The sequence below is a fragment of the Gammaproteobacteria bacterium genome (assembly GCA_035279405.1).
In the GTDB taxonomy this organism is placed as follows: Bacteria; Pseudomonadota; Gammaproteobacteria; order Natronospirales; family REEB76; genus REEB76.
Genome location: DATEHU010000026.1, coordinates 500,915 through 527,005, shown reverse-complemented (window position 1 = coordinate 527,005; position 26,091 = coordinate 500,915). Strand labels below are relative to the sequence as shown.

Here is a 26,091-nt window from a genome sequence, read left to right as displayed (position 1 = left end):
CGCATGGCCGGACGGCGCGGCAAGCAGCGGGTGATAAGCGAGATCAACGTCGTGCCCTACATTGACGTGATGCTGGTGTTGCTGATCATCTTCATGATCACTGCGCCCTTGCTCAGTCAGGGCGTGAAGGTGAATCTGCCCAGGGCCAGCGCCAAGCCGCTGGATCTCAAACCCGACGAGACTCCGGTAGTGCTTACGGTCACGGCTGATGGCAGGTATTACCTCAATATCGGCGCACACCCGGATGAGCCAATAGACGCACGTCTGGTGGTGGCTACGGTAGCGGCGGTGCTCAAACTCAGGCCCGGCACACACGTGGTGGTGCGCGGCGATCGCGACGCCCGCTACGATTCGGTACTGCGTGGCATGGTCCTGCTGCAGGCAGCAGGCGCTCCGAGTGTGGGCCTGGAAACCAATCCCAACAATCCGCCGCGCGTGGAAATCACCGGCAAGTCATGACGGCCGCCGTGATGCAAGCCCGCTCACAACGCCTGCTGCCCTGGGTTTATTCGGTGCTGCTGCACGCCGCGTTTCTGGCGCTGATGGTCCTGAGTTTTCACTGGACCAACTCCACGTTGCCCTCGTTGGGCGGTTCGTCGCAGGTTGCGCAGCCGGTGCAGGCCACGGTGGTGGACCAGAAACTGATCAGTCAGCAGATGGCCTTGCTGCAGGCGCAGGAGAAACAAAAGCAGGAGGCTCGACAGAAACTGGAACAGCAGGCGCAGGCCGCCAAGACCGAACGCGAACAGGAGCAGCAGAAACTTGCCCAGTTGCAACAGCAACAGGCAGCCGCGCAACAGGCGCTGAACGCCAAGCTCGCCGAGTTGCAACAACAGGCGCAGGCGGAGAAAGCGCAGCAGGACAAAATCGCCAAACTCAAGGCCCAGGCCGCCACGGCAGCCAAGAAACGGCAAAACACCCAGCGTCAGGCCGAATTGCAGCGCGAGATCGCAGTCGAGCAGGGTGCGCTCAATGCTCGACGTGCGTCCCTGTTGCAACAATGGACGGCACTGGTCAGGCAGAAGGTGGAGAGCAACTGGAATCAACCGGCCAATGCACCGGCCAATTTGAGCTGCAAGGTGCAGGTCGAGCAGGTGCCAGGCGGCACCGTGGCGAATGCGCAGATTGTTTCCTGCAACGGCAACGAGGCAATACAGCAGTCCGTGATTACCGCGGTGCTGCGTTCCTCACCGTTGCCGCCGCCACCCGAGCCGTCGTTGTTCCAGCGCGTGTTTGTATTAAACTTCACACCGCAAAACATTCCGGGGAATTGACGTGCGGCGCAGACTGCTTCTGGTTTTGATCCTCGCCATGCTGCCATTGGGTGTGGCGCACGCCGTGCTCGAAATCCAGATTACCCAGGGCATAAGCACTGCGGTGCCGGTAGCCGTGGTGCCGTTTGCCTGGGAGGTGCCGGGACCGCCGCCGGCCACTGATGTGGCAGCGGTCATCGGTGCCGATCTCACTCGCAGCGGCCGGTTCAAGGCAATCCCGGACAGCTCCATGCTGGAGAAACCCACGCTCGCGGCGGACATCCATTTCACCAACTGGCGCATTCTCGGCATCAACGATGTGGTGATCGGCCGCATCAAACCCGCGGGCGCGGGCAACTATCAAGTGGAGTTCCAGCTGTTCAATGTGTATACCGGCCAGCAGTTGCTGGGGCTTGCGGTGCTTACCACTCCCGGCGCATTGCGCTGGACCGCGCACAAGATCAGCGACCTGATTTACCAGAAACTCACCGGCCAGCGCGGCGCGTTCGCCACGCGCATCGCGTATGTGGAAGTTTCCGGCAAGGGCGGGCTGGATCATCATTATGATCTGGTAGTGGCGGATTCCGACGGCTACAACCCGCAGACGGTATTCAGCTCCAATGAGCCGATCATGTCGCCGGCCTGGTCGCCGGACGGGAAAGATCTGGCGTATGTGTCGTTCGAGAGCAGTCTGCCGGCCATTTACATGCAGAACATATATACCGGCAAGCGTGAGCGGCTCTCCGACCGGCCGGGGCTGAACAGCGCGCCGGCATTTTCGCCCGACGGCCGGCGGCTGGCGCTGGTGCTGTCCTCCACACCCGGCAACCCCGATATCTACGTCATGGACCTCGCGAGCCGCACGCTGCGTCGCATCACCACTTCCGCGGCCATTGACACCGAACCGGCGTGGTCGCCGGGCGGCCAGAGCCTGTACTTCACATCCGACCGCGGCGGCAGTCCGCAGATCTACAAGGTGAGCTTGAGCGGCGGCACGCCGCAGCGCATCACGTTCGACGGCAGCTACAACGCGCGCGCGAGCGTTTCGCCTGACGGCCAGACGCTCGTCATGGTGCACCGCGAGAACGGCCGGTTACACATTGCGGTCATGAATCTCAACAGCGGCGCGCTGCTGACGCTCACGGACGGCGACTTGGACAAGTCGCCAAGTTTTGCGCCCAACGGCAGCATGATTATTTATGAGGCCAGCTATGCTGGCCGCGGGGTGCTTGCCGAAGTATCCGTCGACGGCCAAGTGCGCGAGCGCCTGTCCGAATCCAAATCCGGGGTAAGCGTGCACGCTCCCGTTTGGGGACCATTCCTGTCACAATAGCGGGGCGCGATGCCTGCTTCAGTATTTATTGACCTGATTGTCAAGAGGAGCGAGTCATGAAGAATTTACGTTACGGTTCCGTGATGCTGGCACTGGCGTTGTTGATTGCCGGTTGTGCCAAGACTGTGAAACCCGTGCCGGCGCCGGCTGCCGTCACGACGCCGCCTGCCACCACTGCGCCCACCACGACGACGGCCGCGGCTCCGCCACAAACCGCGCTCAGCCCACTGGATGACCCGAATAACATCCTCTATCAGAAAACCGTGTATTTCGATTTTGACAAGAGCAACATCAAACCCGAGTTTCTGGACCTGCTGACCGCGCATGCCAAATACCTGATGGCACACCCGGAAGCCAGGATCCGGATCGAGGGCTATACTGACGAGCGCGGCACCTGGGAATACAACATTGCCCTGGGCGACCGGCGCGCACAATCGGTGCGCCGCTTCCTGTTGTTTCAGGGCGTCAATCCCAATCAGTTGAGCACTGTGAGTTACGGGGAAGCGCATGCCGTGTGCCATGAGCACGACGAAGCCTGCTGGCACCTGAACCGCAGGGCGGTGCTGGTATACCTGACGCAATGAGAGCGCATGGCATTCGCGGATGTCTGCTCGCGGGGCTGACCGTATTGGTGGCCGGCTGCATGACGGTGCGACCGGACGATCCAGTGTACATTCAGCAGCAGCAATTGCTGGCGCAGCAGAAACAGCTGGAGACGCGCGTTGGCCGGCTCGATCAGATCTTCAACAATCAGAGTCTGGTGAATCTGTCGCAGAATCAGGAAAGTGTTCAGCAGCAGGTCAATGAACTGCGCGGCGACATCCAGGTACTGCAACACGACGAGCAACTCAGCATCAAGCAGCAGCGGGACCTGTATTCGGATCTGGACAAGCGCCTGCAGAAGCTCGAACTGAACGTGGGTTCCGGCACCGCATCCGCGAACGGCGCCAGTACAGCGCCGGCGGCCGGTACGGCCTCCGCAGCCGTGGTGGCCGGCGGAGATCAGGCCGCTTACCAGCAGAATTTCAACTTGTTGAAGCAGGGCCGCTATCAGGATGCCATCAATGGGTTCACCAACTTCATCCAACAGTATCCACAGAGCCCGCTGGTACCGAATGCCGAGTTCTGGATGGGTGAAGCGCATTACCAGATGAGCGACTTCCAGGGTGCACTGGTGAACTATCAGGCCGTGGTGCAGGGTTATCCGGATTCGAACAAGGCGCCGGATGCGCTGCTCAAGCTGGGCTATGCGCAATATGCACTGGGCAAGTACAGCGCCGCGCGCCAGACCCTGGAAAACGTCCTGCAGCAGTACCCCAAGACCAACGTGGCGAAACTTGCGCGCCAGCGCCTGGATCGCATGCGCAAAGAGGGTCACTGACGCTGAGTTCCGTTCCCATAAGGCCGCCAAGTGTGCGCCGCGACGATCTGCCGGCGGCCGAACGTCTGCGCATCACCGAGATTTTCTATTCCATCCAGGGCGAAGCCGACAGCGTCGGCTGGCCGACGGTATTCGTCAGGCTTACTGGCTGCCCGCTGCGTTGTCAGTACTGTGATACCGCCTATGCCTTTCAGGGCGGTGAGTGGCGCAGCTTGGATGCGATCCTGAAAGAGGTGGGCCGATACCGGCCGGCCTACGTGACAGTCACCGGCGGAGAACCGCTGGCCCAGCCGAACTGCCTGGCGTTGCTCGCGCGGCTTTGCGATGCGGGCTACAGGGTATCAATCGAAACCAGCGGCGCCTTGCCGATTGCGGATATTGATGCGCGCGTAATACGCGTCCTGGACCTGAAAACGCCCGGTTCGGGAGAATGCGCGCGCAATCTTTACGCCAACCTGGCGCTGCTGCGCCCGCAGGATCAGGTGAAATTCGTGATCTGCGACCGCGCCGATTACGAGTGGTCAAAGCGAACTCTCGAGGAACATCGTTTGAGCGGGCGCTGTCAGGTGCTGTTCTCGCCGAGTTACACCCAGCTTGAAGTGCACGCCCTGGCCGATTGGATCCTTGCCGACCGGCTGCAGGTACGGCTGCAAGTGCAACTGCACAAATACATCTGGGGCGACGTGCCCGGACATTGATGGCACAGGCGCGAAAGTCTGCCGTGGTGCTGCTGTCCGGCGGACTGGATTCCGCCACGGTTCTGGCCATTGCGCGCGGCGAGGGCTTTGACTGTCATGCACTCAGCTTTGCGTATGGCCAAAGGCACCGTATTGAGCTCAAGGCGGCCGGACAGGTGGCCCGCGCGCTGGGCGCAGTCACGCACAAGACACTGGCTCTGGATCTGTCCGCCATCGGTGGGTCGGCACTGACTGATCCGCGCATTGATGTGCCCGAGCACCCAAGCTCGGGCATTCCCGCAACTTACGTACCGGCGCGCAACACGGTATTTCTCGCGGTGGCACTCGGCTGGGCGGAGGTGCTCGGCGCGCAACACATTTTCATCGGCGTCAATGCCGTGGATTATTCCGGCTACCCCGATTGCCGTCCCGAGTTTGTCGCCGAATTTGAACGCTTGGCGAACCTGGCCACGCGCGCGGGAGTGGAAGGCCGGGCATTCAGCATCCATGCGCCGCTCATGCAGCTCTCCAAGGCAGATATCATTCGTCGTGGTACTTTGCTGGGTGTGGATTACACGCTTACGATTTCCTGTTATCAGGCCGACGAGTCGGGTCGCGCCTGCGGCCGCTGTGACAGTTGTCGCTTGAGGCTCGCCGGCTTTCGCGATGCCGGTATTCCGGATCCGACCCGATACCGTTGAGCTTGGCCGAGGTTACAGCGTCCGTTATCATGCGCGCCGAGCAATGCATCCTGTGCTGTTTCCGGGCCGTTAGCTCAGCCGGGTGAAGCCGGTGAGGTTAATCGAAATGCCAGTGGCATTTCGAGCCGGGGTGAGGCGGGGGATTCCCGCGAAGCACAGCTTCGCGCCCGCCAAACGGCTCGACAGGGATGTCGGGACTGGGCAACGCACCAAGGATGGTAGTCTGGATTCAGTCGAAGTATGGGCCGTTAGCTCAGCCGGGTGAGGCCGGTGAGGTTAATCGAAATGCCAGTGGCATTTCGATCCGGCCGAGCGCGAGGCACGATGCCGAGCCGGGGGCCCGCCAGGGAGGGCGCAGTGAGTGCTAGTTGAATTTGGGCCGTTAGCTCAGCCGGTAGAGCAGCTGGCTTTTAACCAGTTGGTCGGGCGTTCGAACCGCCCACGGCCCACCAAATTCTCTGATACCGTGAATTATTCCGGATGGATCAGCGCTCCTATCAAGTCCGCCGAGCTCCGGCAAGCGCCGCGCGGATCCAGCACCCGCCGCATTCGAGCTGTGTGCCACTCCGCTGTCTGATAAAATTGCCCGCGCTTCTCGCGTCTGACCAGAGCTGCCGCGGTATCGAAGCCATGGTTAATGTGAGTTATGCGATAGAGGTGACAGTCCCATGAATTTGAAGGAATTGACAAAGACGGCGGGGCAGATGATCGCTAACCATCGCGGCCTGCTCGCGGCCGACGAGAGTGCGGGAACCATCGAAAAGCGCTTCAAATCTGTGGGCGTGGTATCCACTGAGGACACCCGGAGGGCGTATCGGGAAATGTTGTTTACCGCCCCGGGTGTGGAGAAATTCATCAGTGGCGTGATTATGTATGACGAGACCATCCGCCAGAAGACCAGTGCGGGCGTACCGTTTGCCGAGTATCTGGCGAAGCTCGGGATCGTGCCGGGGATCAAGGTGGACAAGGGCGCGAAGCCGCTGGCCGGTAGCCCGGAAGAGAAGGTCACGGAGGGGTTGGATGGCCTGCGCGAGCGGCTCCAGGAGTATCACGCTTTGGGGGCTCGCTTCGCAAAATGGCGTGCCGTCATTGAGATTGGTGCGGGTACCCCCTCTGAATATTGCCTGCGCGCCAATGCCCAGGCACTGGCGCGGTATGCGGCGCTCTGTCAGGAAGCCGGTTTGGTGCCCGTTGTGGAACCGGAAGTGCTGATGGACGGCGAGCACACCATCGAGAGCTGCGCCGAGGTGTCGCTGACGGCGCTCAAGGCGGTGTTTGATGAACTCGACATACACCGCATTGCTCTCGAGGGCATGATCCTGAAACCGAACATGATCGTCAGCGGCATGCAATGCGCGCAGCAGGCCGCGGTCGGAAAGGTTGCAGCCGAAACGCTGCGTGTACTCAAACAGAGGGTACCGGCGGCGGTGCCCGGAATCATGTTCCTGTCCGGCGGGCAGAGTGCGGAGCTTGCCACCGCGCATCTGAGTGCCATGAATGCGCTCGGGCCGGCCCCGTGGAAATTGAGCTTTTCGTACGCGCGGGCGCTGCAAACCCCGGCACTGGAGGCTTGGAAGGGGCAGGCCGCCAACGTGGCCGCAAGCCAGAAAGCCTTTATCCGCCGCGCCCAGCTGAACAGCGCGGCTTGCGCGGGCGCCTACACACCTCACATGGAAAAAGCCGCCTGAAGGCCGATGGTGGGCTGGCACGGTGTCGAACATGTGACTTTTCAGCCGCCTTGCGATTTATGGCCGCCCCGTCGCAAGGCAACGATGCTGGACATTTGATTCGAGTCCCGTAGGAGATTTAGACTGGACTGTCCAGTCCAATACCGAAAATGTTGGGATACCCAGACGGGAAGGGACCGCTCATGGCGAACGCCGAACGCGACGACAACAATGTGGTGGATATCACCGGCCTGCGCTATCGGGTCGGTGAAAAAGTCATTTTTGACCGGCTGAACATCAGCATCCAGCGCGGCAAGGTCACCGCCATCATGGGACCGTCCGGTACCGGTAAAACCACGCTGCTGCGCATCATGACCGGGCAGGTGCTGGCGGATCGTGGTCGGGTGCTGGTGGAAGGCAAGAACATGGCACGCCTTACCGCAAATGAGCTTTATGAGTTGCGCAAGCAGATGGGTTTCCTGTTCCAGAACGGCGCGCTGTTTACCGACAACACGGTGTACGAGAACGTGGCGTTTCCGCTGCGCGAGCATACGCGCCTGCCGGAAAGCCTGATCCGCCACATCGTGCTGATGAAATTGCAGGCGGTGGGTCTGCGGGGTGCAGCGCAACTGATGCCGGTGGAACTTTCCGGCGGGATGGCGCGGCGTGTGGCCTTGGCGCGTGCTATCGCCATGGATCCCAAAATCATTTTTTACGATGAGCCGTTTGCGGGGCTCGATCCCATTTCCATGGGCGTGATTGTGCGCCTGATCCGGCGCCTGAATGACAGTCTGGGACTCACCAGCATCATCGTGTCGCACGATGTGGACGAGGTGAGCGCAGTGTCCGACCAGAGTTACCTGATTTCCAACGGCAAGGTGGTTGCCTATGGCACGCCGCGGGAGCTGGAGCAGAACAAATCCGCCTGGGTGCGGCAGTTCATGAAGGGCCTGGCGGATGGACCGGTGCCGTTTCACTACCCGGCGCCGGACTATGCCGCGCAACTGCTCGGCGAGGAGCGCGCCTGATGCGTCTGCTCCGTGAGTTGTATTACATCCTGCTGGGCTTCCTGCAGGGACTGGGCGCGTGCTGGTTGTTCCTGTTTCGCATTCTGCGCTACGTGCCGAGCGCGTTACTGCGCTGGCGCATCATCTGGCAGCAGATCTATTCCGTGGGTGCCATGTCACTGGTGCTCATCATGGTATCCGGATTTTTCGTCGGCATGGTGATGGGACTGCAGGGTTACAACACCTTGTCGAAATTCGCCGCAACCTCGGCACTCGGTACGCTGGTGGCGCTGTCGCTGCTGCGTGAGTTGGCGCCGGTGGTGACCGCGCTGCTGTTCGCAGGACGCGCCGGTACCGCGCTCACCTCCGAAATCGGGTTGATGCGTGCCACCGAACAGATCGCTGGCATGGAAATGATGGCGGTTGATCCGGTGCGGCGTGTGGTCGTGCCGCGCTTCCTGGCCGGCGCCGTGTCGGTACCCTTGCTCACCATGATCTTCAGCGCCGTGGGTATCCTCGGCGGCTTCGTTATCGGCGTGTCCTTCATGGGCGTGGACTCGGGCGCATTCTGGTCGCAGATGCGCGTCAACGTGGACGTGTGGGACGACGTGGTCGGCGGTTTCATCAAGAGCATCGTGTTCGGCGGCGCGTGCAGTCTGCTGGCCGTATATGAAGGCTATTATTCGCATCCTACCGCCGAGGGCGTGAGCCGCGCGACCACGCGCACCGTGGTCAACAGCGCGCTGGCGGTGCTGGTCCTGGATTATCTGCTCACGGCATTCATGATTCACGGAGTTTAACCATGCGGCAAACGCGCAGTATCGAGATCAGCACGGGCCTGTTCATCATTCTGGGCTTCTGTGCCTTGTTTTTCCTTGCCACCCAGACCACCAACATCAAGGCCTATGGCGACACCGGCGGCTATGAGGTGACCGCAACGTTCACGAATGTCGGCGGACTCAAGGTACGCGCGCCGGTGACCATGGCAGGTGTCGATGTGGGCAGGGTGACTGCGATCCGCCTGGATCCGCGGACTTTCAACGCGTTGGTCACCATGCGCATCGGTAGCAATTTCAATGAGATTCCCGACGATTCCACGGCCGCCATTCTCACCTCCGGTCTGCTGGGCGAGCAGTACGTGGGCCTGAGCCCCGGCGGCGCGGAGACCTTTCTCAAGAACGGCAGTAAAATCCAGTTCACACAGCCGGCCATTATTCTGGAAAGCCTGATTGGTCAGTTCCTGTTCAACAAGGCGGCGTCAGGAGGCAAGCCATGATGCGTATAGCTCGTTTCGGTGCAAGCGTTCTGGCCATGACCCTATGCCTGGCGGCCATGTCGCAGGCGGCGAATTCCAGTGCGCCCGCGCTGCCGCCCGATCAGGTCATCCAGCAAACTGCCCAGGACATTCTCACGCAAGTCGATAGCAACCGGGCTGAATATACCCGGGATCCCGAAAAACTCTATGCCATGGTTGGTAAGGTGTTGTTGCCACATTTCGACTTTGATTACGCATCGCGACTGGTACTGGCACTGCATTGGCGCACCGCCACGCCGGCGCAACGCAAGGCATTTGAGGATGCCTTTTACCGCTTCTTGATAAACAGCTACGCGAACGGTTTGCTACATGGCAATTACTCGACGCGCAATCTCAAAGTGGACCCGTGGCGCGGCAGTGCCAGGGATACCCGTGCCATGGTGCGCACTCAGGTGTTGCGTCCGAATGCCCCACCGTTGCAGGTGGATTACGCCATGGTGCGTACCCCGCAGGGCTGGAAAGCATTTGACGTGAGCATCGAGGGCGTGTCCTATGTGCTCAATTACCGCAATCAGTTTGGCCCCGAGATCGATCAAAAAGGCCTGGATGCCCTGATTGCACGCCTGAAGGCCGACGCCGCAAAACCACCTGCCAAGGCAAGCGGCTCCTGATGGCTGCAGCGGTGAAATTTGAAGACCTGGGCGGCGGCCGGTTTCGTGTGGAGGGCCGGCTCGGCTTCGATACGGTGGTGGCGGCGCTGGACGCCAGCCAGAAATTGTTCAGCGACTATCATGCGCTGAAGCTGGACCTGTCGGGCGTGACCGGCGCCGACAGCGCCGGGGTGGCGCTGCTGATTGAATGGGTGAGCCGCGCACGCCGCAGCAAGTGCGTGCTGAACTTTCTGCAGGTGCCCGAACAGGTCATGGCGATTGCGCGTATCAGCGACGTGGAAAGCATGCTGCCCGTGGTCGTCTGAGACCGCGCACAACCCACGGGTGCAACACATGGCGGGATTCACCCGCCATTTTTGTTTGGCGCATTGGACGGTGCGGACGAGGCCGACGGCTTGGCTGCCGGCTCGTGGGTGCTAGCCGCAGGCGGTGCGGTCAAGGTGCCGGCGGCGGGTGCGGCGCCTTGATCGGAGTCGTCCGGCGGCAGATCGGGATAATCGGGAAACTGGGCGGGCGGATTGCCGTTATACAGCTGGAAGCGCCGGTGCTGTATCCAGGCATCGCGCACGAAGGTGTAGGGGTCAAAGGCGCTGTCGAGCGTGCTGTCGAGATCCAGCAGCCCGGCACGCGTGTCGATGGCGTTGCTGAGTGTGCCGGCATTGCGATAACGCGCCTGCATGTTGTTGGTGAGGGGGTTGGCGTGGTAATTCGGATACAGGCTCAGACCGTCGCGTAAGTCGCTCGGCCCGAGAAACGGGATCACCACGTACGGTCCTGCCGGCACGCCCCAATGTGCCAGGGTTTCGCCCAAGTCCGCGTCGTGTTGCGATAGATCCAGGTGTTTGGCGACGTCGAACCACCCCGCCACGCCCACGGTGGAGTTCACCACGAAGCGCGCGCTGTCCTTGAAGGTCTGTCCGATGCGGCCCTGCAGCAGGTCATTCAGGATGGTGACGGGTTCACCCAGGTTGCTCAGGAAATTGTGGATGCCGTTGCGCGTCGGCAGCGGTACCGCGCGCACGTATTGCCTGGCGACCGGCCGGGCCACGGCCTTGTCGAGCGTGTCATTGAACGCATAGGTGACGCGGTTGAGCTTCTCCCAGGGATCCTTGACCTGCGTGGTGTAGTCCGGGGGCGCCGAGGCGCAGGCCGCGAGCAGCGCCAGCGTCGCGGCGAGACACAGCCGTGGACCCAGCCGCCTGTGGCGGTAACAGCTCTGGCGCATGGGTACTCCGGCCAAACGGTGCCGGCGCCTATCCTAACAGCTCGGCACGTCCGGGCCAGTGCTCACGAGCCCGGTGAGTTGGGGTTGTTTGCGGGTTTGAGCGACTGCCGGTTTGCCTTGGCCCACGCCTGCAGCCGTTCCAATCTCGCCTGATAGCGTTGACGCTGCATGCCGTCGATTCCGGGCGTGGCCAATGCGATGTGCAATTGGTCGGCGGCGGCCGCGGGCAGGCCGGTGGTGTAATAGTACTCGGACATGTAGTAGTGCGATTCGGCGCTGTTGCCGGCATGTTCGTAAGCCTTGGCGAGCATGCGCAACACCGCGGGCTTGTTGTTGGTCTGTACCGAAAGCGAAATCAGCAGATTGATGGCGTTGCGCGGTTGATTGGCTTCGATAAGGTCGCGCGCATAGCTGAGCGTCAGCGGCAGGCTGTCAGGAAACAGCTGCATGGCCCGCTGGTAAGTGGCTTTGGCCGCGGACATGTCGCTCGCCGCCATTTGCGCGTCCGCCAGGCCGATGCGGAAAGCCACAACGTCGTCGTATTTGTCACACAGCTGCTGCATCAGTTTGATCGCATCGGCACCGCGATTGACGCGGGAATAGGTGAGCGCCAAACCATAACGCGCTGCGTCCAGATCCCATCCGTGCCGGCTGTTGATGGCGCCGTTGAAAAAGGCCACCAGATTTTCCGGATCATTGCTTTCCAGCACCCGCACGCGCGCTTTCATGATGGCGTAGCTGCGGGTGTTGGGGCGCGGCGGCACGTGCAGGTCATCGGCACGCTCCATCAGATACGCCATGCGGGTCGAGTCCTGGGGGTGATCGAGCAGAAATTCCGGAATGTAGTCGTAGCCGTTGAGCGCCGAGCTTTGCATCATCTTCTGGAAAAACTCGATCATTCCCTGGGGCGGAAACCCGGCGCGTGCCAGCGTCTGAATGCCCACGCGATCCGCCTCTTCTTCCTGCGCGCGCGTGAAGGTGATCTGGTGCTGGATAATCGCGCCTTGGGCGGTTGCCATCGCTCCGTAGGCGACATCCGGGTCGCCGGAACTGGCGGCCACGAGAATCGCGCCCAGCAGGGTGGCGATGTTGAGCAGGCTGCGGTTGCTTTGGTCCTCCACAGTACGCGCGATGTGCCGCTGGGTCACGTGGCTGGTTTCATGGGCCATGACGCCCGCCAGCTCATCTTCATTGTCAGTGGCCAGGATCAATCCGCTGTTCACGCCGATGAACCCGCCGGGCAGGGTTACAGCGTTGATCTCCGGGTCATTGAGCACGAAGTATTCGAAGTGCAGGGTCGGATCATCGCTGTGTGACGATAGGTCATGTCCCAAGTTGTCGATGTATTCGTGCACCAGCGGATCGTCCAGAATCGCGCCTTCACCGCGCGCCTGGTTCATGATCTCCACACCAATCTGGTATTCCTGCTGCGGCGACAGCACGTTGGCGCCGGCCATCCCAATCTGGGGGAGGTTGAAATCACTGCGCGATGCATTGCTGGCCCAGGATGCTGCGCTGGAGCTCGCGCTGCCGGGCGGCGGAGTGGAAGGTATGGGCGGTTGCGGGCTGGGTAACGCACGCGGGCCGGGTGCCGCGTAGCCAGGACCACTGATGACAACAACCGGGACTGCGACGATGACGGTCGCCAGGAATGCCACAGTGAAAGATTTACGCATGCGATGACGGCAAGCTGCCCGCCGCCGGCGGGCCTGATTCAGTCGACTCCATTATGGCACGGCGACTGACGGCGAGCCGCCGTTTCTGGTTGCACCAGGAGTTCGACTGTGCAGGACAGGAAACGTGCCAACAGGACGGGCCCGGCCCCCGCAAACGGGAGCCAGGTCCCGGGCCGGCGGGTGTCAGAACCTGTAAATGTACTGAACGCCGAGGATGTCGGCGTCGCCCTTGAACTGGCCGTTGATGTAATCACCGCTGCTGCCGTTCAGCTGGCTGAAGGGGATGTGGCTGCTGATGAACAAGTGCGCGTAGCCGATATCCCACTGGCTATGATCCGAGACTTTCCAGCTGGCGCCGACGGCTACCCATTTGCGATCGGTGTCGGGCAGACGCGCGGTGCGGCTGGCATAGACAGAATTGTTGCAGGTGGCGAATGCCGGCGGAGCGACGGTATTGCATGGCGCACTCGGGTTGGGTACCGGTGATTTGTCCAGGGCCACGCCACCGCGGAAGGTCCACTGATCGCTGAACTGATAGTTGGCGCCCACGGCGAAGCGGTTGCTGTTGCTGAGCCCTTCCTGGACGGTGGTCGCGGGCATACCGGGATCGGAGAAGTTGATGGTCAGATTCTGGAAGCTGCTCCAGCCGGTATAACTCCAGTCGGCCATCAACGACCACTTGGCATCAAGCTGCTGGTAGAGGCTCAAGGATACGATTTGTGGCGTGGTGAACTGGGCGCTGATTCCCTGGTTCTGGAACAGTCCTTGGCTGGAAAACAACGCCGGCACGTTGGTGAAACTGGCGCTGCCCGTGAGGTTGTGCTTGACGCGCGAGCGGTAGGCAAAGCCCACGCGCGTGGTGTCATCCTGCCACAACACGCCGAAATTGAAGCCCACGTGTGTATTGCTCGCAGTGCCCTGGAAGAACCCGTCATGCCCCTGCGGCACCAGACCCATCGCAGTGCAGTTCACCGGGTTGACCTGGGCGAAGCACACGGCACCGAAGTCTACGTCGTTGGTGAGTTTCACGTCCATTTTCTGGACATCCACGCCGAAGCCCGCCGACCAGTTGTCGTTGAACTTATACGCCAGCGTGGGATTCAGGTTGAACACCATGACCGAGGTGTAGATTGCCTGATAGCGGAAAATCGAATTGGCCTGGTAGCTGGTCGCCAGGCCGAATGGCACACCAAAGCCGATGCCGAACGAGAGCTTGTCGTTGATCGGCGTTGAGTAATAGATGAACGGCACGCCTCCAAGCTTGCCGGGATTGCCGCCGTCGTTGCCAGTGAGCGGCCGGCCGGCAGCGTCCACGGCCGTGGTGGGCGTGAAGTTGAAGCCCACGCGGATCAGGCTCAGGCCGGCGTCCAATTCGGGAGTATTCAGGCGCGTCAGGCCCGCGGGGTTGTACCAGATGGTGGAGGCATCACTGGCGTAGGCGGCACCGGCGGCATGCGCGCTGCCCAGGCTGGTGACGCTTTGTTCGGTCAACTGAAAGTTGGAAGCCCGGGCCAGACCCGGCAGGGCGACCGCGATGGTGATGGCGCATGCAGTCAAGGTCCATTTGCAAACCGGCTGGCTTTTCATCGGCGGCTCCTCGTGGGGTAACGCAGTTCGTATCGCAAGATTTAAGCACAAGCCCGCGGGCTTGTCAGTACCCGCAGCCTGAGGTGCGGCTTACAGAATCTCGGAAGCGTAGTCCGCCAGCCGCGAGCGTTCGCCCCGCAACAGCGTGATGTGACCCGAATGCGGCCAGTCCTTGAAGCGGTCCACCACGAAGGTCAGGCCGGACGTGGTTTCGGTGAGATACGGCGTGTCAATCTGGGAAATATTGCCAATGCATATCATCTTGGTGCCCGGGCCGGCACGCGTCACCAGGGCTTTCAACTGCTTGGGGGTGAGATTTTGGGCCTCGTCCACGATGATGTAGCGGTTCAGGAAAGTACGCCCGCGCATAAAGTTCATGGAACGGATCTTGATGCGGTTGCGCAATAAATCGCCAGTGGCGGCGCGCCCCCATTCGCCGCCTTCGCCGTTTGACTGCGTGAGCACTTCGAGGTTGTCCATGAGCGCACCCATCCAGGGCGTCATCTTTTCTTCCTCGGTGCCCGGCAGAAAGCCGATGTCCTCACCCAGCGGCACCGTCACGCGCGTCATGATGATTTCGCGATAACGGTTCTGTTCCAGCGTCTGCGCCAGCCCGGCGGCCAGCGCCAGCAGCGTCTTGCCGGTGCCGGCGGCTCCCAGCAACGTCACGAAGTCCACATCCGGCTTAAGCAGCAGGTTAAGCGCGAAGTTCTGTTCGCGGTTGCGCGCATTGATGCCCCACACGGTATGGCGGACACCGCGATAATCCCGCGTCAATTCGAGGAGCGCGCCGCGCTGGTCAAGCTCGCGCACCAAGGCCTCGAAGTTGTCGGCCTCGCTGTACAGGAATTCATTGGGATGCCAGCCGCGCACCTGCGGCCCCTGGATGCGGTAAAAGGTGTGGCCCTCCTGTTGCCAGGATTCCATGTTGGTGCTGTGCTCATCCCAGAAATTCTGGGGCAGTTCGCGCACACCGCTGAACAGCAGGTCCAGGTCGTCGAGCGCCTTGTCGTTGTAATAGTCCTCGGCGTGGATGCCGAGCACCGCCGCCTTGATGCGCAGGTTGATGTCCTTGGATACCAGGATTACGCGGCGCTCGGAGTGCTTGTGCTGCAGCGCGAGCGTGGTGCCGAGGATGTGATTGTCCGCGGTGTTGCCCGGCAGGGTTTCCGGGAGCAGGGTGGGCAGGAGCTCGGTCTGGAAAAACAATCTGCCCGTGGCCGCCGCCGGTTCACTCACTGCCGCCGCGCCGGCGTCGCGGTGCAATCCCGGAATCGGCAGGCCGCGGTCAATCTGCGGCTTGCCGGCAGCGTGCATCATCTCATCCAGAAAGCGGCTGGCCTGGCGTACATTGCGCGCCGCCTCGGAAACGCCTTTCTTGCCGGCGTCCAGCTCTTCGAGCACTACCATGGGCAGGAAAATATCGTGCTCCTGAAAGCGGAAAATGCAGGTCGGGTCGTGCATCAGCACATTGGTGTCGAGCACGTACAGCCGCCGCGCGGCTGCGGACGGTTGCCTGCGTGCGGAGGTATCAGCCGAGCGCCTTGACGGCATCCAGGACCTCGTGCGCGTGCCCCTTGACGCGGACTTTGCGCCATTCACGGCGCAACACGCCCCGGGCGTCAATCAGGAAGGTGCTGCGTTCGATACCCATGAACTTGCGGCCATACAGGCTCTTCTGCTTGAAGACGCCGAAGCGCTTGCAAATCTTCTTGTCCGCATCGCTCAACAGGTCGAATTTCAAGCGGTACTTCTGCCGGAATTTGTCATGCGATTGCGTGCTGTCGCAGGACACGCCGACTATCAGCGTGTTGCGTCTTTTGAACTTTGCCTGATGGCCGCGAAACTCCTGGGCTTCGAGCGTGCAGCCACTGGTGTTGTCCTTGGGATAGAAATACAGAACCACGTTGTGGCCCTGAAATTGCGACAGACTCAGCTGTTTGTCGCCGGCAGCTGGCAGCGCGAAGTCGGGTACCGGCTTGTTGAGCACAACTTTACTCATGGATCAGTCCGGGTATGAGCATGCCCTCATCCCTTGATGGGCTCGAGAATGGCGTCGAGGTTCAAACGATCGCAGAAATCCATGAATTCGTCGCGCAGCGTGCCGATGTGCAGATCGGCGGGTATATTCACCGCCATCTGCACCGCAAACATGGGTGCCCCGGTATGCTCTGCCAGGTAGGTACGCGTCACCAGGTCGGCAACGCCGATCTCGCGTTCCGCAAAAAAGTGCGCCAGATTGAAAACAATACCGGGTTGATCCAGGCAGACCGCATCAATCGCGTAAGGAATGAGATCGTGCCGCGGCGCGCATTCTTCCGTGCGGCGTGCGGCCACCGTCAAGTGCGGGGGCTTGCCCAGCTTGGGGAGCTGGTCTTCCAGTTTGGTCAGGGTGTTCCAGTTACCGGACACCAGCAACAGCATGCTGAACTCGTTGCCCAGCACGGTCATGCGGCTTTCCGCAATATTGCAGCCACAGGTCTGCACGGCACGCGCAATGTCATGGAGGACGTCGGGGCGGTTTTCCGCGAGTACCGACACCGCCAGGAATTGTTTTGTGCGCACGCGGGGCGAACGATCCGGCTTGGAATGCACGCGGCGCAGTGTACCGGGTTTGCCGTGTGGCGCAACCGCACGCGCAGCTTGAGCCTAACGCGGGAATGCCGGTAACATAGGCTTTTCCGCGGTGTTCGGCATGTTTCACGGCAGCTTAGTGGCGCTCATCACGCCCATGGCCGACGACGGCCGGGTGGACTACGACGCGCTCGAAGAGCTCGTACGCTGGCATCTGAACGAGGGCACGGATGGCATCGTGGCAGTCGGTACCACCGGCGAAGCGGCAACGCTGGAATCCGCGGAGCAGATGCAGGTGGTGGATTGCTGCTTGCGCGCGGCCGGCGGTCGGATTCCGGTGATTGCCGGCATCAGTTCCAACTCCACCGCGCGCGCCACGGCCCTCGCGCGCCTTGCGCAGACCCGTGGTGCCGCCGCCGGTCTGGCGGTGGTGCCGTACTACAACAAGCCGAGCCAGGAAGGCCTGTATCGGCATTTCCGCGCGATCGCCGCAGCGGTATCGCTGCCCATCATCCTTTACAACGTGCCGAGCCGTACGGTTGCGGACCTGCTGCCCGAAACCGTGGCGCGCCTGGCGGCAATCCCGAACATCATCGGCATCAAGGAGGCCACCGGCAAGCTGGAGCGCCTCGAGGAAATCCGTCGGCTTTGTGGTCCGGAATTTCTGCTGCTGAGCGGGGATGATGCCACGGCCATGGAATTCATGCTGCGTGGAGGCCGGGGCGTGATTTCGGTGACGGCCAACGTGGCCCCTAAGCTGATGCATGCCTTGTGTGCGGCGGCTGGCAACGGCGAGCGCAGCAAGGCCGAGATACTCAACCAACGGCTTGATACACTGCACCGGCAATTGTTCGTGGAAAGCAATCCCATCCCGGTAAAATGGGCTTTGGCGCAAATGGGGCGTGCACCGGCCGGCATTCGTCTGCCGCTCACGCCATTGGTGCCGGGACATCACGCCGCGGTGCGCGACGCGTTGCGCTCCGTGGGCGCGCTGTAGTTCGACATCCGCATGACTCGGGACGGCAAAAACATGTTTAGAATTTTTACCGGCGTATCTCTGCTGCTGACCATGATGGTGGCAGGCTGCAGCAGCCTGGGTTGCGGCGATCCGCATCCCTACATCAACAGCCCCAGCCAGCCGGCGCTCAAGGCTCCCGAAGGATTGACCATACCCACACCGGATCCGGCCTACGTCGTCGCCAGTGTTACGCCCGTGACTGGCAAGCATCCGGAGCGTGATGCCAAGGGCGTGTGCCTGATTTATCCGCCGCAAGTCGTGCCAGTGGGCAATTCTGCCAAACCCGCAGCGCAACAGGCGCCGGCCGGAATCCAGAGTGCACCCGCGCAGGGCGTTCCGGTGCCGGCAAAACCGGCGAATTCGGGCCAGACACCGGCGCCTGCCGCCGGTACGGCCACCAAGGCCGGGCAATTGCTTGCGGTCACCGGCGGCATGCAGTAGCCTGCCGCGCCTTTTTGCACATGCGCGCGCCAGATGATTGGTAGTGATGCACGTGTGCAGCCATTTGAATTTCGGAGAGGTGTCCGAGCGGGTAAGGGTGGTGTCTTTATCGGAATGCCAGCGGCATTCCAATCCACACGAACGCACAGCCATGGAGGGCTGGGCCGGTGTACCCACCAGGGATGGTTATGGGGTGCGCTTTTGATATTGAAGATTTCGGAGAGGTGTCCGAGCGGTCTAAGGAGCACGACTGGAAATCGTGTATACGTCTAAAGCGTATCGCGGGTTCGAATCCCGCCCTCTCCGCCAAATTGTAGAGTGCTTGCCAAATTATCCGCCGGCGTCGCAAGAGGCGCGCGGGCGGGGTTCGAACCCGCGATGTTGTGATTGGTCCGGTTCGACAAAATCGCCGGGGTTCGGCGCAACGCGCCGAACGGGTTTGTCAGGACGGCAAACCCTGGAGTTCCTGGCGCGGCAGGGATTGCCGAGCCTGGAACTGATTTTGAACGGCGCGCAACGCGGGCCGCACAGTGGCGAGCCCCAGGAATGGGGTGAGCAATTTCGTCCTCTCCGCCAGTTTACGCGTTAGCGCTTGGCCTGTGCGCGCAGCACAGTACATCCATGTAAGCCCCCAGCTCGGCATCCATGCCTTGCGCTCGCCGGGATCGAACCGCCACCGGCGGTTCGCTGGATTCACCCGGCTCGCCCTCTCCGTGGTGAATCTGCAAGGCTCGCGCTCTCCCATCTTTTTTCAAACTCAAGACTTCACCGGCGCATCCGCGCATACAATGTTTTGGTGGCGGCCTGTGCCGGCAACTCCGCGACGGCAAGCTGTGAACCCCGTCAGGCCCGAGAGGGAGCAGCGGCAGCAGTGAACTCGTGCGCTGGGCAAGGCTGGCGCAGGCTGTCACCCTGAATTCATGGTTCTGCTGGCAGTCAACGCCGTCTGGTAAAGTAGTCGCCCGCGCGCAGTGCGCAATCATCCGGCAAGCTTCGCTCCCCATGTCGTATCAGGTGTTGGCAAGAAAGTGGCGGCCGCGCAATTTCGCGGAAATGGTCGGTCAGGAACATGTGCTCAAGGCGTTGATCAATGCGCTTGACCACAATCGCCTTCACCATGCTTTCCTGTTTGCGGGGACCCGCGGCGTAGGCAAGACCACGCTCGCGCGCATTCTTGCCAAGTGCCTGAACTGCGAGCAGGGCGTGAGTTCGCACCCGTGCGGCGAATGCAGCGCCTGCCGGGAAATCGAGGCCGGACGCTTCGTGGATCTGATCGAGGTGGACGCGGCTTCGCGCACCAAGGTGGATGATACCCGCGAGTTGCTGGACAACGTGCAATACGCGCCGAGCCGCGGACGTTACAAGGTGTACCTGATAGACGAAGTGCACATGCTTTCGGGCCATTCTTTCAATGCGCTGCTGAAAACCCTCGAAGAGCCGCCGCCGCATGTGAAATTCCTGCTGGCCACCACCGATCCGCAGAAATTGCCGGTCACCGTGCTGTCCCGTTGCCTGCAATTCAACCTCAAGCGCCTGCCCGTGAGCTTGATGCACAAGCACTTGGCGCACATTCTCCAAGCCGAAGGCGTTGCGGGGGATGATGCGGCCATTGCGCAGATCGCGCAGGCGGCTGATGGCAGCTTGCGTGATGCCTTGAGTCTGCTGGACCAGGCGATCGCGTACGGAGGCGGTACGCTGCGCGCGGACGAAGTACGCAGCATGCTGGGCAGTATCGAGCAAACCCACGTGTTGACCCTGCTGCAAGCTGTTGGCAGCAAGGATGGCAAGACACTGTTTGAAATCGTGAGCAGGCTCGATGAATTGGCTCCCGATTACGCGACGCTACTGGGCGACATGGCATCCTGCCTGCAGCGCGTGGCACTGGCGCAGGCGCTGCCCGAAGCGCCGGCGGAAATGGGGACGGATGAGGCGGTACGGATCTTGAGCGGTAGGCTTACGCCTGAACAAGTGCAGCTTTGCTATCAGATCGCCCTGTTTGGCAGGCGCGACCTGGCGCTGGCGCCGTCACCGCGCGGCGGTTTCGAAATGACCTTGTTGCGCATGCTGGCGTTCATTCCGGTTCAGGTCGAGCCGGCACGGAGGGAGGCGCCTGCGGCACGTCCGGTTGCAGCCAGCGCCGCGCAGACCACGGCAGTGCGGCCAAACTCGGCGCCCAAGCCGGCGCAAACCTGGAAAGATCCCGACTGGATTGGACTGGTGGAATCCCTGGAACTGCGCGGTGCCGCACAGCAACTGGCGCTCAACTGCATGTACCGGCAGCGCGAGGCCAATACCCTGCATCTGGAACTGGATACGGCGCACGCGCATCTCGCCACCGAGCAGCTGACCCAGCGCCTGCAGGAAGCCATCTCGCGCCATTACGGCGAAGCGCTGAAAATCCGCATCCAGGCGGTACACGCGGAGCTGGATACGCCGGCCAAGCATGATGCGCGCCGTCAGGCGGAAAATCTGCAGGCTGCGCAGGCCGCCATCGCGGCCGATCCCAATGTGCGCAACCTGTGCGAGACCTTTGGGGCGCAGGTCAATCCCGAACTTGTGAAGCTGTCGGAATGACCCGAGGTAAGCAGTGATGAAAGGCGGACTTGGCGGGTTGATGAAGCAGGCCCAGGAGTTGCAGGCTGGCATGCAGAAGGCGCAGCAGGAATTGGCGCAGGTGGAAGTCACCGGCCAGGCGGGTGGCGGCATGGTGAAGGTGGTCATGACGGGCCGCCACGAGGTCAAGCGCGTGCGCATTGATCCCGCACTGCCGGGTGACGACCGCGAGATGCTCGAGGATCTGATTGCCGCAGCCATGAATGATGCCGTCAACAAGCTCGAGGTTCTCATGCGCGAGCGCTTTGCGGGTTTGACCGCCGGCATGCCGTTGCCGGGCGGCCTGAAGCTGCCATTCTGATTGCATGCAATACACGCCGCTGCTGCAACAACTGATGGAGGCGCTGCGCTGCCTGCCGGGCGTGGGACCGAAGTCCGCACAGCGCATGAGCTTCCATCTGCTGGAGCGCAAGCGCGATGCGGCGCTGGCGCTGGCCAAGGCGCTGGAGGCGGCGGTAGCCGGGGTGCGCCACTGCGAGCGCTGCCGCATGCTTACGGACAAGCCGGTCTGCGAGATCTGCGCGTCGACGCGCCGTAACGACAGTCTGCTGTGCGTGGTCGAGACTCCGGCCGACGTGTATGCGATTGACGCGGCAACCAGCTTCGGCGGCAAATATTTTGTACTCATGGGGCATTTGTCGCCGCTCGACGGCATCGGTCCCGAGGAGCTGGGCCTGGGACAACTGGAGGCGCGTCTGGAACAGGGCGGCATCACGGAGATGATCCTGGCCACCAATCCCACGGTCGAAGGGGAAGCCACTGCGCATTACCTCGCGGAACTGGCGCGTGTCCGCGGCATCCGCGCCACGCGCATTGCTCACGGCGTGCCGCTGGGCGGCGAGCTCGAATTCGTGGATGGCGGCACGCTGTCGCATGCATTTTCCGGCCGGCGCGACGTCGCCTGACTGGCGGTGGGGAACAGCAGTGAAATTGAAGGAAGTATTTTTTGGCTTGGGCCTGAAGCCGCCGGTCCGGGAATATGGTTTTGACATCCGGACGTTTGAGCTTGAGAAAGACGGAGCCATTGAATACGCCGCCTGGCGGCATCCGAAGGAGAAGCCCAAGCAGTTCTATCAGGCGCAGGTTGACGCGATCCGTGAGTTTTTGTCCGCAGGGGATTTTGCCATTGATATCGGTGCCCACACCGGCGATTCCACGCTGCCGATTGCGCTCGCCGCCGGAGCGCGGGGCGGGGTGCTGGCTCTGGAGCCCAATCCCCATGTCTACAAGGTGCTGGTCGCGAACGCGGGTCTCAACAAGCGCAAAACCAACATTCAGCCGCTGATGTTTGCCGCCACCCCGGAAGATGCCGAGATGGAGTTCGAGTATTCCGATGCTGGCTTTTGCAATGGCGGATTGCACAAGGACATCGGTTCATGGACGCACGCGCATTTTTTCAAATTGCGCGTACAGGGCCGGAATCTGCTGCGCTATCTGGAGCGCGAGTATCCCGAAACCCTGAGCAAGATACGCTATGTGAAAATCGACACCGAAGGCTATGACCCGGATGTGACGAGATCCATCCGCGGCCTGCTGGAACGCAACCGGCCTTTCATCAAGACTGAAATCTACAAACACCTGCCGAGCGCACGGCGCGTACAGTATCTACGCGAGTTGCAGGCGCTGGGTTACCGGCTGCACAAATGGGAGAGCGAGGAAAATTACCGTGGTGAGGTCCTGTCGGAACGCGATGCCGACCGATGGCGGCATTACGACGTGTTCGCCGTGCCGGCCGCGGGCCGATGAGAGGCGCCCATGAACGATTGTCTGTTCTGCAAGATGGTGCGCGGCGAAATCCAGCCGCGCATGGTCATGGAAACCGACGAACTTATTGCCTTCCATGACATCAATCCGCAGGCGCCGACGCACATTCTGGTGGTGCCGCGCCGGCACATTGCCACGCTCAACGAGGTCGGCGACGCTGACGGGCCGCTGCTCGGCAAACTGGTGCTGGCGGCGTGTCATATCGCGCAGGACCGAAAGCTCGCGGAATCCGGCTACCGGCTGGTGATGAACTGCAATCGTGGCGCCGGGCAGACGGTGTTCCACATCCATCTGCATCTGCTCGGCGGACGCCTCATGACTTGGCCGCCCGGCTGAGGCGGTTATCATCCGGACGTTCCGCTGCGTCTGATCGGAATCAACGGGTTAGCACTTGCAGCGCCGTGATGCGCGCCAGGGCGGGCGGATGCGAATCGTGGAACGCCGAGTGCCAAGGGTCGGGCGTGAGTGTGGAGGCGTTGTCGCGATAGAGTTTCACCAGCGCCTGCGCCAGCGCGCTGCCGTTTACCTGGCTGGCCGCATAGGCATCCGCCTGGTATTCATGCTGCCGTGACCACGCCGAGCTCGCGGGTTCCAGCAGCAGCAGGAACGGCGGCGCCAGCAGCGTGAACAACAACAGCGCCATGTGCGCCGATGGCATGTGCACCCCCAGGCCCGCATAAAACCATGGCTGCGACACGAGCCAGCCGAGCGCCGCCAGTCCCGCGAGGCTCAGTACGGCGCTTACCCACAAGCGTTGAGCCACGTGATGCAGGCGAAAATGACCGAGTTCATGCGCGAGCACCGCCTCGATTTCCCCAGCATCGAGTTTGTCCATGAGCGTGTCGAAAAACACGATGCGTTTGTGGCGGCCAAGGCCGGTGAAATACGCGTTGCCGTGCGCGGAGCGCGCCGAACCGTCCATCACGAATACGCCGCGGCTGGTGAAGCCGCAGCGCGTCACCAAGGCTTCGATGCGCTGCTTAAGGTCGGCATCGGCGAGCGGCGCGAACTTGTTGAACAACGGCGCAATCAGCACCGGCCAGGCCCAGGTAATCAGCAGGCTGAATGCCATCCACAGCAGCCACGCATACAGCCACCACAGGCGACCCGTGCGCTGCATGAGGAACAGTACGGCGTACAGCAACGGCACGCCGAGCGCTATGCCGAGCAACAGCATCTTGAGATGATCGAGCGCATAGGTCTTGAGCGTGGTGCGATTGAAACCGAAGCGCGCTTCAATGCCGAAGGTGGCGTAGGCGCCGAGCGGCAGCGCGATCAGTGCGTTGATCAACACGTAACTGCCGATGACCGCGACACCGGCGCTGAGCACATCCAGACTCAGGTTGCGCCAGGTGCTGTCGAGCAGCGTCAAGCCGCCGCCCAGGGTCCAGAGCAGAGCCAGCACCGGTTCGAGCGCCGTACCCAGCAGGCCGAAGCGGCACTTGGCGACGGTGTAGTCCGCGGCTTTTTGATGCTGCTCCTGACCGATGCTGGCCGCGAAGACCGCGGGTACGTTTTCCCGGTGGCCGTGCACGTAGAGGATCTGACGGCCTGTCAGCCAGGCGCGCAGCGCCGCGGACAGTGCCAGCGCGACGACGAATATTATAGTGAGGGCGTTCATGCGTAGCCGGGGAAAAAAAGCGGGACGTGCATTGTACGCGACCGCGCGGGTGGGCAGAATTGCCGTGCAGGTTTAGACTGAAGCCTGCGTGCCGACCAAGGTAGGGTCATGGCGTTGAATGCCGAAAATCTGGTGTGGCTGGATCTGGAAATGACCGGTCTGGATCCGGAGCGCGACCGGATTCTGGAAATTGCCACGCTGGTTACCGACAAGCAGCTGAACCTGCTGGCCGAGGGGCCGGTCGTTGCGGTGCACCAGAGCGACGCGGCGCTGGCCGCGATGGGCGAGTGGTGTACCCACCAGCATGGCCGCTCGGGCCTGACCGCGCGGGTACGCGCCAGCCGCGTGAGCGAAGCCGAAGCCGAACGCCTGACGTTGGCGTTTGTGCGCCTGCATCTGCCGCCCAACGCCACGCCCATGTGTGGCAACAGCATCTGCCAGGACCGGCGTTTTCTGGCGCACTACATGCCGGAGCTGGAAAAATTCTTCCATTACCGCAACCTGGATGTGAGCACGCTCAAGGAACTCGCAAAGCGCTGGGCTCCGGGACTGGCGGAAGGCTTTACCAAGGAATCCACCCATCTAGCGCTCGACGACATCCGCGATTCCGTGGCTGAACTCAGGTATTACCGCGAGCGCCTGCTGCGTGCGGAATTTCTCGGATCCTGAGCCTGATATGCAGGAGGTTTTGACTTTTGCGGATATCCGCGCCGCCGCGGTACGCATCGCGGCGCAGGTAAACCGCACTCCGGTGTTGCGCTGCGCACCGCTCGAAGCCGAACTGGACGCGCAGATTTTCTGCAAGTGCGAAAATTTTCAGGAAATGGGCGCTTTCAAGATCCGTGGGGCGACGAATGCGGTGTTGTCGCTTTCTGCAACGGCAGCCGCGTACGGCGTGGCTACGCATTCGTCCGGCAATCACGGCGCGGCGCTGGCGCTGGCCGCCCGGCGCCGCGGCATTCCGGCCTGGGTGGTCATGCCGGAAAACTCGAGTGCTTTCAAAAAGCGCGCGGTGGCCGGCTACGGCGCCCAGATCATTTACTGCGAACCGAGCATGCAGGGCCGCGAAGCGGCGCTGGCACGCTGCGTTGCGGAAACCGGCGCGGTGGTGGTGCACCCATTCAACGATGCGGTGGTGATGGCCGGGCAGGGCACGGCGGCGCTGGAATTGCACGCGGAAATTCCGGACCTGGACATGGTATTGGCGCCGGTGGGCGGCGGCGGTTTGCTGTCCGGAACCGCGGTGGCTACGCGTGCGCTGCGTCCCGCCTGCAGAATCATCGGCGTGGAACCGTTGAGCGCCGACGACGCCTGGCGCTCACTGCAGGCGGGACATATTCAACCCGTGGCGCACCCGGATACGGTATGTGACGGACTGCGTGCCACCATCGGGCCACTGACCTTCACGGTGCTGCGCGCGCAGGTGGACGAGATCGTGCGCGTTACAGATGCGGAAGTCATTGCCGCCATGCGTTTTGCATGGGAGCGCATGAAAATCATCATCGAGCCTTCCGCGGCCGTGGTGTTCGCGGCGCTGCGTGCCGCGCGCGTGTCGGTGAAAGGCCTGCGCGTTGGTGTTATCCTCAGCGGCGGCAACGTGGACCTGGATCATCTGCCCTGGTGAGGT

The 26,091-nt window shown here is 61.9% G+C and carries 29 protein-coding genes, 2 tRNA genes and 1 other RNA gene; 25 read left to right on the top strand and 7 right to left on the bottom strand.

Translation table 11 applies throughout. From position 1 onward, the window contains the following. Positions 1–3: 3 nt before the first annotated feature. From tolR to VJR90_06060, 14 genes are all read left to right on the top strand, one after another. Complete coding sequence (gene tolR / locus VJR90_06125; GenBank protein ID HKV97047.1) at positions 4–459, top strand: protein TolR; 456 nt, start codon at positions 4–6, stop codon at positions 457–459. Beyond that, positions 456–1,274 (top strand): TonB C-terminal domain-containing protein, encoded by an 819-nt coding sequence (locus tag VJR90_06120; protein HKV97046.1) that lies wholly within the window; start codon positions 456–458, stop codon positions 1,272–1,274. Before tolR ends, VJR90_06120 begins: the two co-directional genes overlap by 4 nt. 1 nt (position 1,275) lies before the next feature. After that, positions 1,276–2,586 carry a Tol-Pal system beta propeller repeat protein TolB gene (gene tolB / locus VJR90_06115; GenBank protein HKV97045.1) on the top strand — a complete coding sequence of 437 codons (1,311 nt, stop codon included), beginning with the start codon at positions 1,276–1,278 and terminating at the stop codon, positions 2,584–2,586. A 56-nt stretch (positions 2,587–2,642) separates the two neighbouring features. After that, positions 2,643–3,170, top strand: a complete 528-nt coding sequence (gene pal / locus VJR90_06110; protein HKV97044.1) for a peptidoglycan-associated lipoprotein Pal — start codon at positions 2,643–2,645, stop codon at positions 3,168–3,170. Next, complete coding sequence (ybgF, locus tag VJR90_06105; GenBank protein ID HKV97043.1) at positions 3,167–3,967, top strand: tol-pal system protein YbgF; 801 nt, start codon at positions 3,167–3,169, stop codon at positions 3,965–3,967. Before pal ends, ybgF begins: the two co-directional genes overlap by 4 nt. A gap of 32 nt (positions 3,968–3,999) precedes the next feature. Then, positions 4,000–4,665, top strand: a complete 666-nt coding sequence (gene queE, locus VJR90_06100; GenBank protein ID HKV97042.1) for a 7-carboxy-7-deazaguanine synthase QueE — start codon at positions 4,000–4,002, stop codon at positions 4,663–4,665. Beyond that, the gene (gene queC / locus VJR90_06095; GenBank protein ID HKV97041.1) at positions 4,665–5,345 is read left to right on the top strand and encodes a 7-cyano-7-deazaguanine synthase QueC; all 681 of its coding nucleotides are present in this window, start codon (positions 4,665–4,667) and stop codon (positions 5,343–5,345) included. The genes queE and queC overlap by 1 nt, the downstream gene beginning before the upstream one ends. Positions 5,346–5,721: 376 nt before the next feature. After that, positions 5,722–5,797 (top strand) — tRNA-Lys (locus VJR90_06090). Between the two features lie 216 nt (positions 5,798–6,013). Next, the gene (locus tag VJR90_06085; GenBank protein HKV97040.1) at positions 6,014–7,033 is read left to right on the top strand and encodes a class I fructose-bisphosphate aldolase; all 1,020 of its coding nucleotides are present in this window, start codon (positions 6,014–6,016) and stop codon (positions 7,031–7,033) included. Positions 7,034–7,215: 182 nt separating this feature from the next. Beyond that, complete coding sequence (locus VJR90_06080; GenBank protein HKV97039.1) at positions 7,216–8,040, top strand: ATP-binding cassette domain-containing protein; 825 nt, start codon at positions 7,216–7,218, stop codon at positions 8,038–8,040. Continuing rightward, entirely contained in the window at positions 8,040–8,819 is a 780-nt protein-coding gene (gene mlaE / locus VJR90_06075; GenBank protein HKV97038.1) for a lipid asymmetry maintenance ABC transporter permease subunit MlaE, read from the top strand. Before VJR90_06080 ends, mlaE begins: the two co-directional genes overlap by 1 nt. Before the next feature lie 2 nt (positions 8,820–8,821). Continuing rightward, on the top strand, positions 8,822–9,295 hold the full coding sequence (gene mlaD / locus VJR90_06070; GenBank protein HKV97037.1) for an outer membrane lipid asymmetry maintenance protein MlaD: 474 nt from the start codon (positions 8,822–8,824) through the stop codon (positions 9,293–9,295). Next, positions 9,292–9,945, top strand: a complete 654-nt coding sequence (locus VJR90_06065) for an ABC transporter substrate-binding protein (protein HKV97036.1) — start codon at positions 9,292–9,294, stop codon at positions 9,943–9,945. Before mlaD ends, VJR90_06065 begins: the two co-directional genes overlap by 4 nt. Further along, a complete protein-coding gene (locus VJR90_06060; GenBank protein HKV97035.1) occupies positions 9,945–10,250 on the top strand; it encodes an STAS domain-containing protein in 306 nt (101 codons plus the stop codon). The genes VJR90_06065 and VJR90_06060 overlap by 1 nt, the downstream gene beginning before the upstream one ends. A 38-nt stretch (positions 10,251–10,288) precedes the next feature. On the opposite strand, the gene VJR90_06055 is transcribed toward VJR90_06060, so the two are convergent. The 6 genes from VJR90_06055 to VJR90_06030 all read right to left on the bottom strand — a co-directional run bounded on the left by VJR90_06055 (position 10,289) and on the right by VJR90_06030 (position 16,998). Next, positions 10,289–11,170, bottom strand: coding sequence for a VacJ family lipoprotein (locus VJR90_06055; protein HKV97034.1), 882 nt, complete (start codon positions 11,168–11,170; stop codon positions 10,289–10,291). Between the two features lie 62 nt (positions 11,171–11,232). Next, positions 11,233–12,627: a M48 family metalloprotease gene (locus VJR90_06050; GenBank protein ID HKV97033.1), complete on the bottom strand. Its 1,395-nt coding sequence runs from the start codon at positions 12,625–12,627 to the stop codon at positions 11,233–11,235. A 402-nt stretch (positions 12,628–13,029) separates the two neighbouring features. Next, positions 13,030–14,433, bottom strand: coding sequence for an outer membrane protein transport protein (locus VJR90_06045; protein ID HKV97032.1), 1,404 nt, complete (start codon positions 14,431–14,433; stop codon positions 13,030–13,032). A gap of 90 nt (positions 14,434–14,523) precedes the next feature. Continuing rightward, positions 14,524–15,987, bottom strand: a complete 1,464-nt coding sequence (locus VJR90_06040; GenBank protein HKV97031.1) for a PhoH family protein — start codon at positions 15,985–15,987, stop codon at positions 14,524–14,526. Then, positions 15,965–16,435: a peroxiredoxin gene (locus VJR90_06035; GenBank protein HKV97030.1), complete on the bottom strand. Its 471-nt coding sequence runs from the start codon at positions 16,433–16,435 to the stop codon at positions 15,965–15,967. The genes VJR90_06040 and VJR90_06035 overlap by 23 nt, the downstream gene beginning before the upstream one ends. 26 nt (positions 16,436–16,461) lie before the next feature. Continuing rightward, positions 16,462–16,998, bottom strand: a complete 537-nt coding sequence (locus tag VJR90_06030) for an ACT domain-containing protein (GenBank protein HKV97029.1) — start codon at positions 16,996–16,998, stop codon at positions 16,462–16,464. A 130-nt stretch (positions 16,999–17,128) separates the two neighbouring features. Between VJR90_06030 and dapA the strand changes: the two genes are divergently transcribed. From dapA to VJR90_05985, 9 genes are all read left to right on the top strand, one after another. Further along, complete coding sequence (gene dapA, locus VJR90_06025) at positions 17,129–18,004, top strand: 4-hydroxy-tetrahydrodipicolinate synthase (protein HKV97028.1); 876 nt, start codon at positions 17,129–17,131, stop codon at positions 18,002–18,004. 33 nt (positions 18,005–18,037) lie between these two features. After that, positions 18,038–18,466: a hypothetical protein gene (locus VJR90_06020; protein HKV97027.1), complete on the top strand. Its 429-nt coding sequence runs from the start codon at positions 18,038–18,040 to the stop codon at positions 18,464–18,466. A 218-nt stretch (positions 18,467–18,684) separates the two neighbouring features. Further along, a tRNA-Ser gene (locus VJR90_06015) sits at positions 18,685–18,775 on the top strand. Positions 18,776–19,273: 498 nt separating this feature from the next. Then, positions 19,274–19,369: signal recognition particle sRNA small type (gene ffs / locus VJR90_06010), an RNA gene on the top strand. Between the two features lie 99 nt (positions 19,370–19,468). Next, positions 19,469–21,040 carry a DNA polymerase III subunit gamma/tau gene (dnaX, locus tag VJR90_06005; GenBank protein ID HKV97026.1) on the top strand — a complete coding sequence of 524 codons (1,572 nt, stop codon included), beginning with the start codon at positions 19,469–19,471 and terminating at the stop codon, positions 21,038–21,040. A gap of 13 nt (positions 21,041–21,053) precedes the next feature. Further along, positions 21,054–21,380 (top strand): YbaB/EbfC family nucleoid-associated protein, encoded by a 327-nt coding sequence (locus VJR90_06000; GenBank protein HKV97025.1) that lies wholly within the window; start codon positions 21,054–21,056, stop codon positions 21,378–21,380. 4 nt (positions 21,381–21,384) lie between these two features. Continuing rightward, the gene (gene recR, locus VJR90_05995; GenBank protein HKV97024.1) at positions 21,385–21,984 is read left to right on the top strand and encodes a recombination mediator RecR; all 600 of its coding nucleotides are present in this window, start codon (positions 21,385–21,387) and stop codon (positions 21,982–21,984) included. A gap of 19 nt (positions 21,985–22,003) precedes the next feature. After that, positions 22,004–22,825 (top strand): FkbM family methyltransferase, encoded by an 822-nt coding sequence (locus VJR90_05990; GenBank protein ID HKV97023.1) that lies wholly within the window; start codon positions 22,004–22,006, stop codon positions 22,823–22,825. A 9-nt stretch (positions 22,826–22,834) separates the two neighbouring features. Further along, positions 22,835–23,179 (top strand): histidine triad nucleotide-binding protein, encoded by a 345-nt coding sequence (locus VJR90_05985; GenBank protein ID HKV97022.1) that lies wholly within the window; start codon positions 22,835–22,837, stop codon positions 23,177–23,179. A gap of 40 nt (positions 23,180–23,219) precedes the next feature. On the opposite strand, the gene VJR90_05980 is transcribed toward VJR90_05985, so the two are convergent. Beyond that, positions 23,220–24,464 (bottom strand): M48 family metallopeptidase, encoded by a 1,245-nt coding sequence (locus VJR90_05980; protein ID HKV97021.1) that lies wholly within the window; start codon positions 24,462–24,464, stop codon positions 23,220–23,222. Between the two features lie 108 nt (positions 24,465–24,572). Between VJR90_05980 and orn the strand changes: the two genes are divergently transcribed. Then, positions 24,573–25,133 carry an oligoribonuclease gene (gene orn, locus VJR90_05975; GenBank protein HKV97020.1) on the top strand — a complete coding sequence of 187 codons (561 nt, stop codon included), beginning with the start codon at positions 24,573–24,575 and terminating at the stop codon, positions 25,131–25,133. A 7-nt stretch (positions 25,134–25,140) separates the two neighbouring features. After that, positions 25,141–26,088 (top strand): pyridoxal-phosphate dependent enzyme, encoded by a 948-nt coding sequence (locus tag VJR90_05970; GenBank protein HKV97019.1) that lies wholly within the window; start codon positions 25,141–25,143, stop codon positions 26,086–26,088. Positions 26,089–26,091 lie beyond the last annotated feature (3 nt).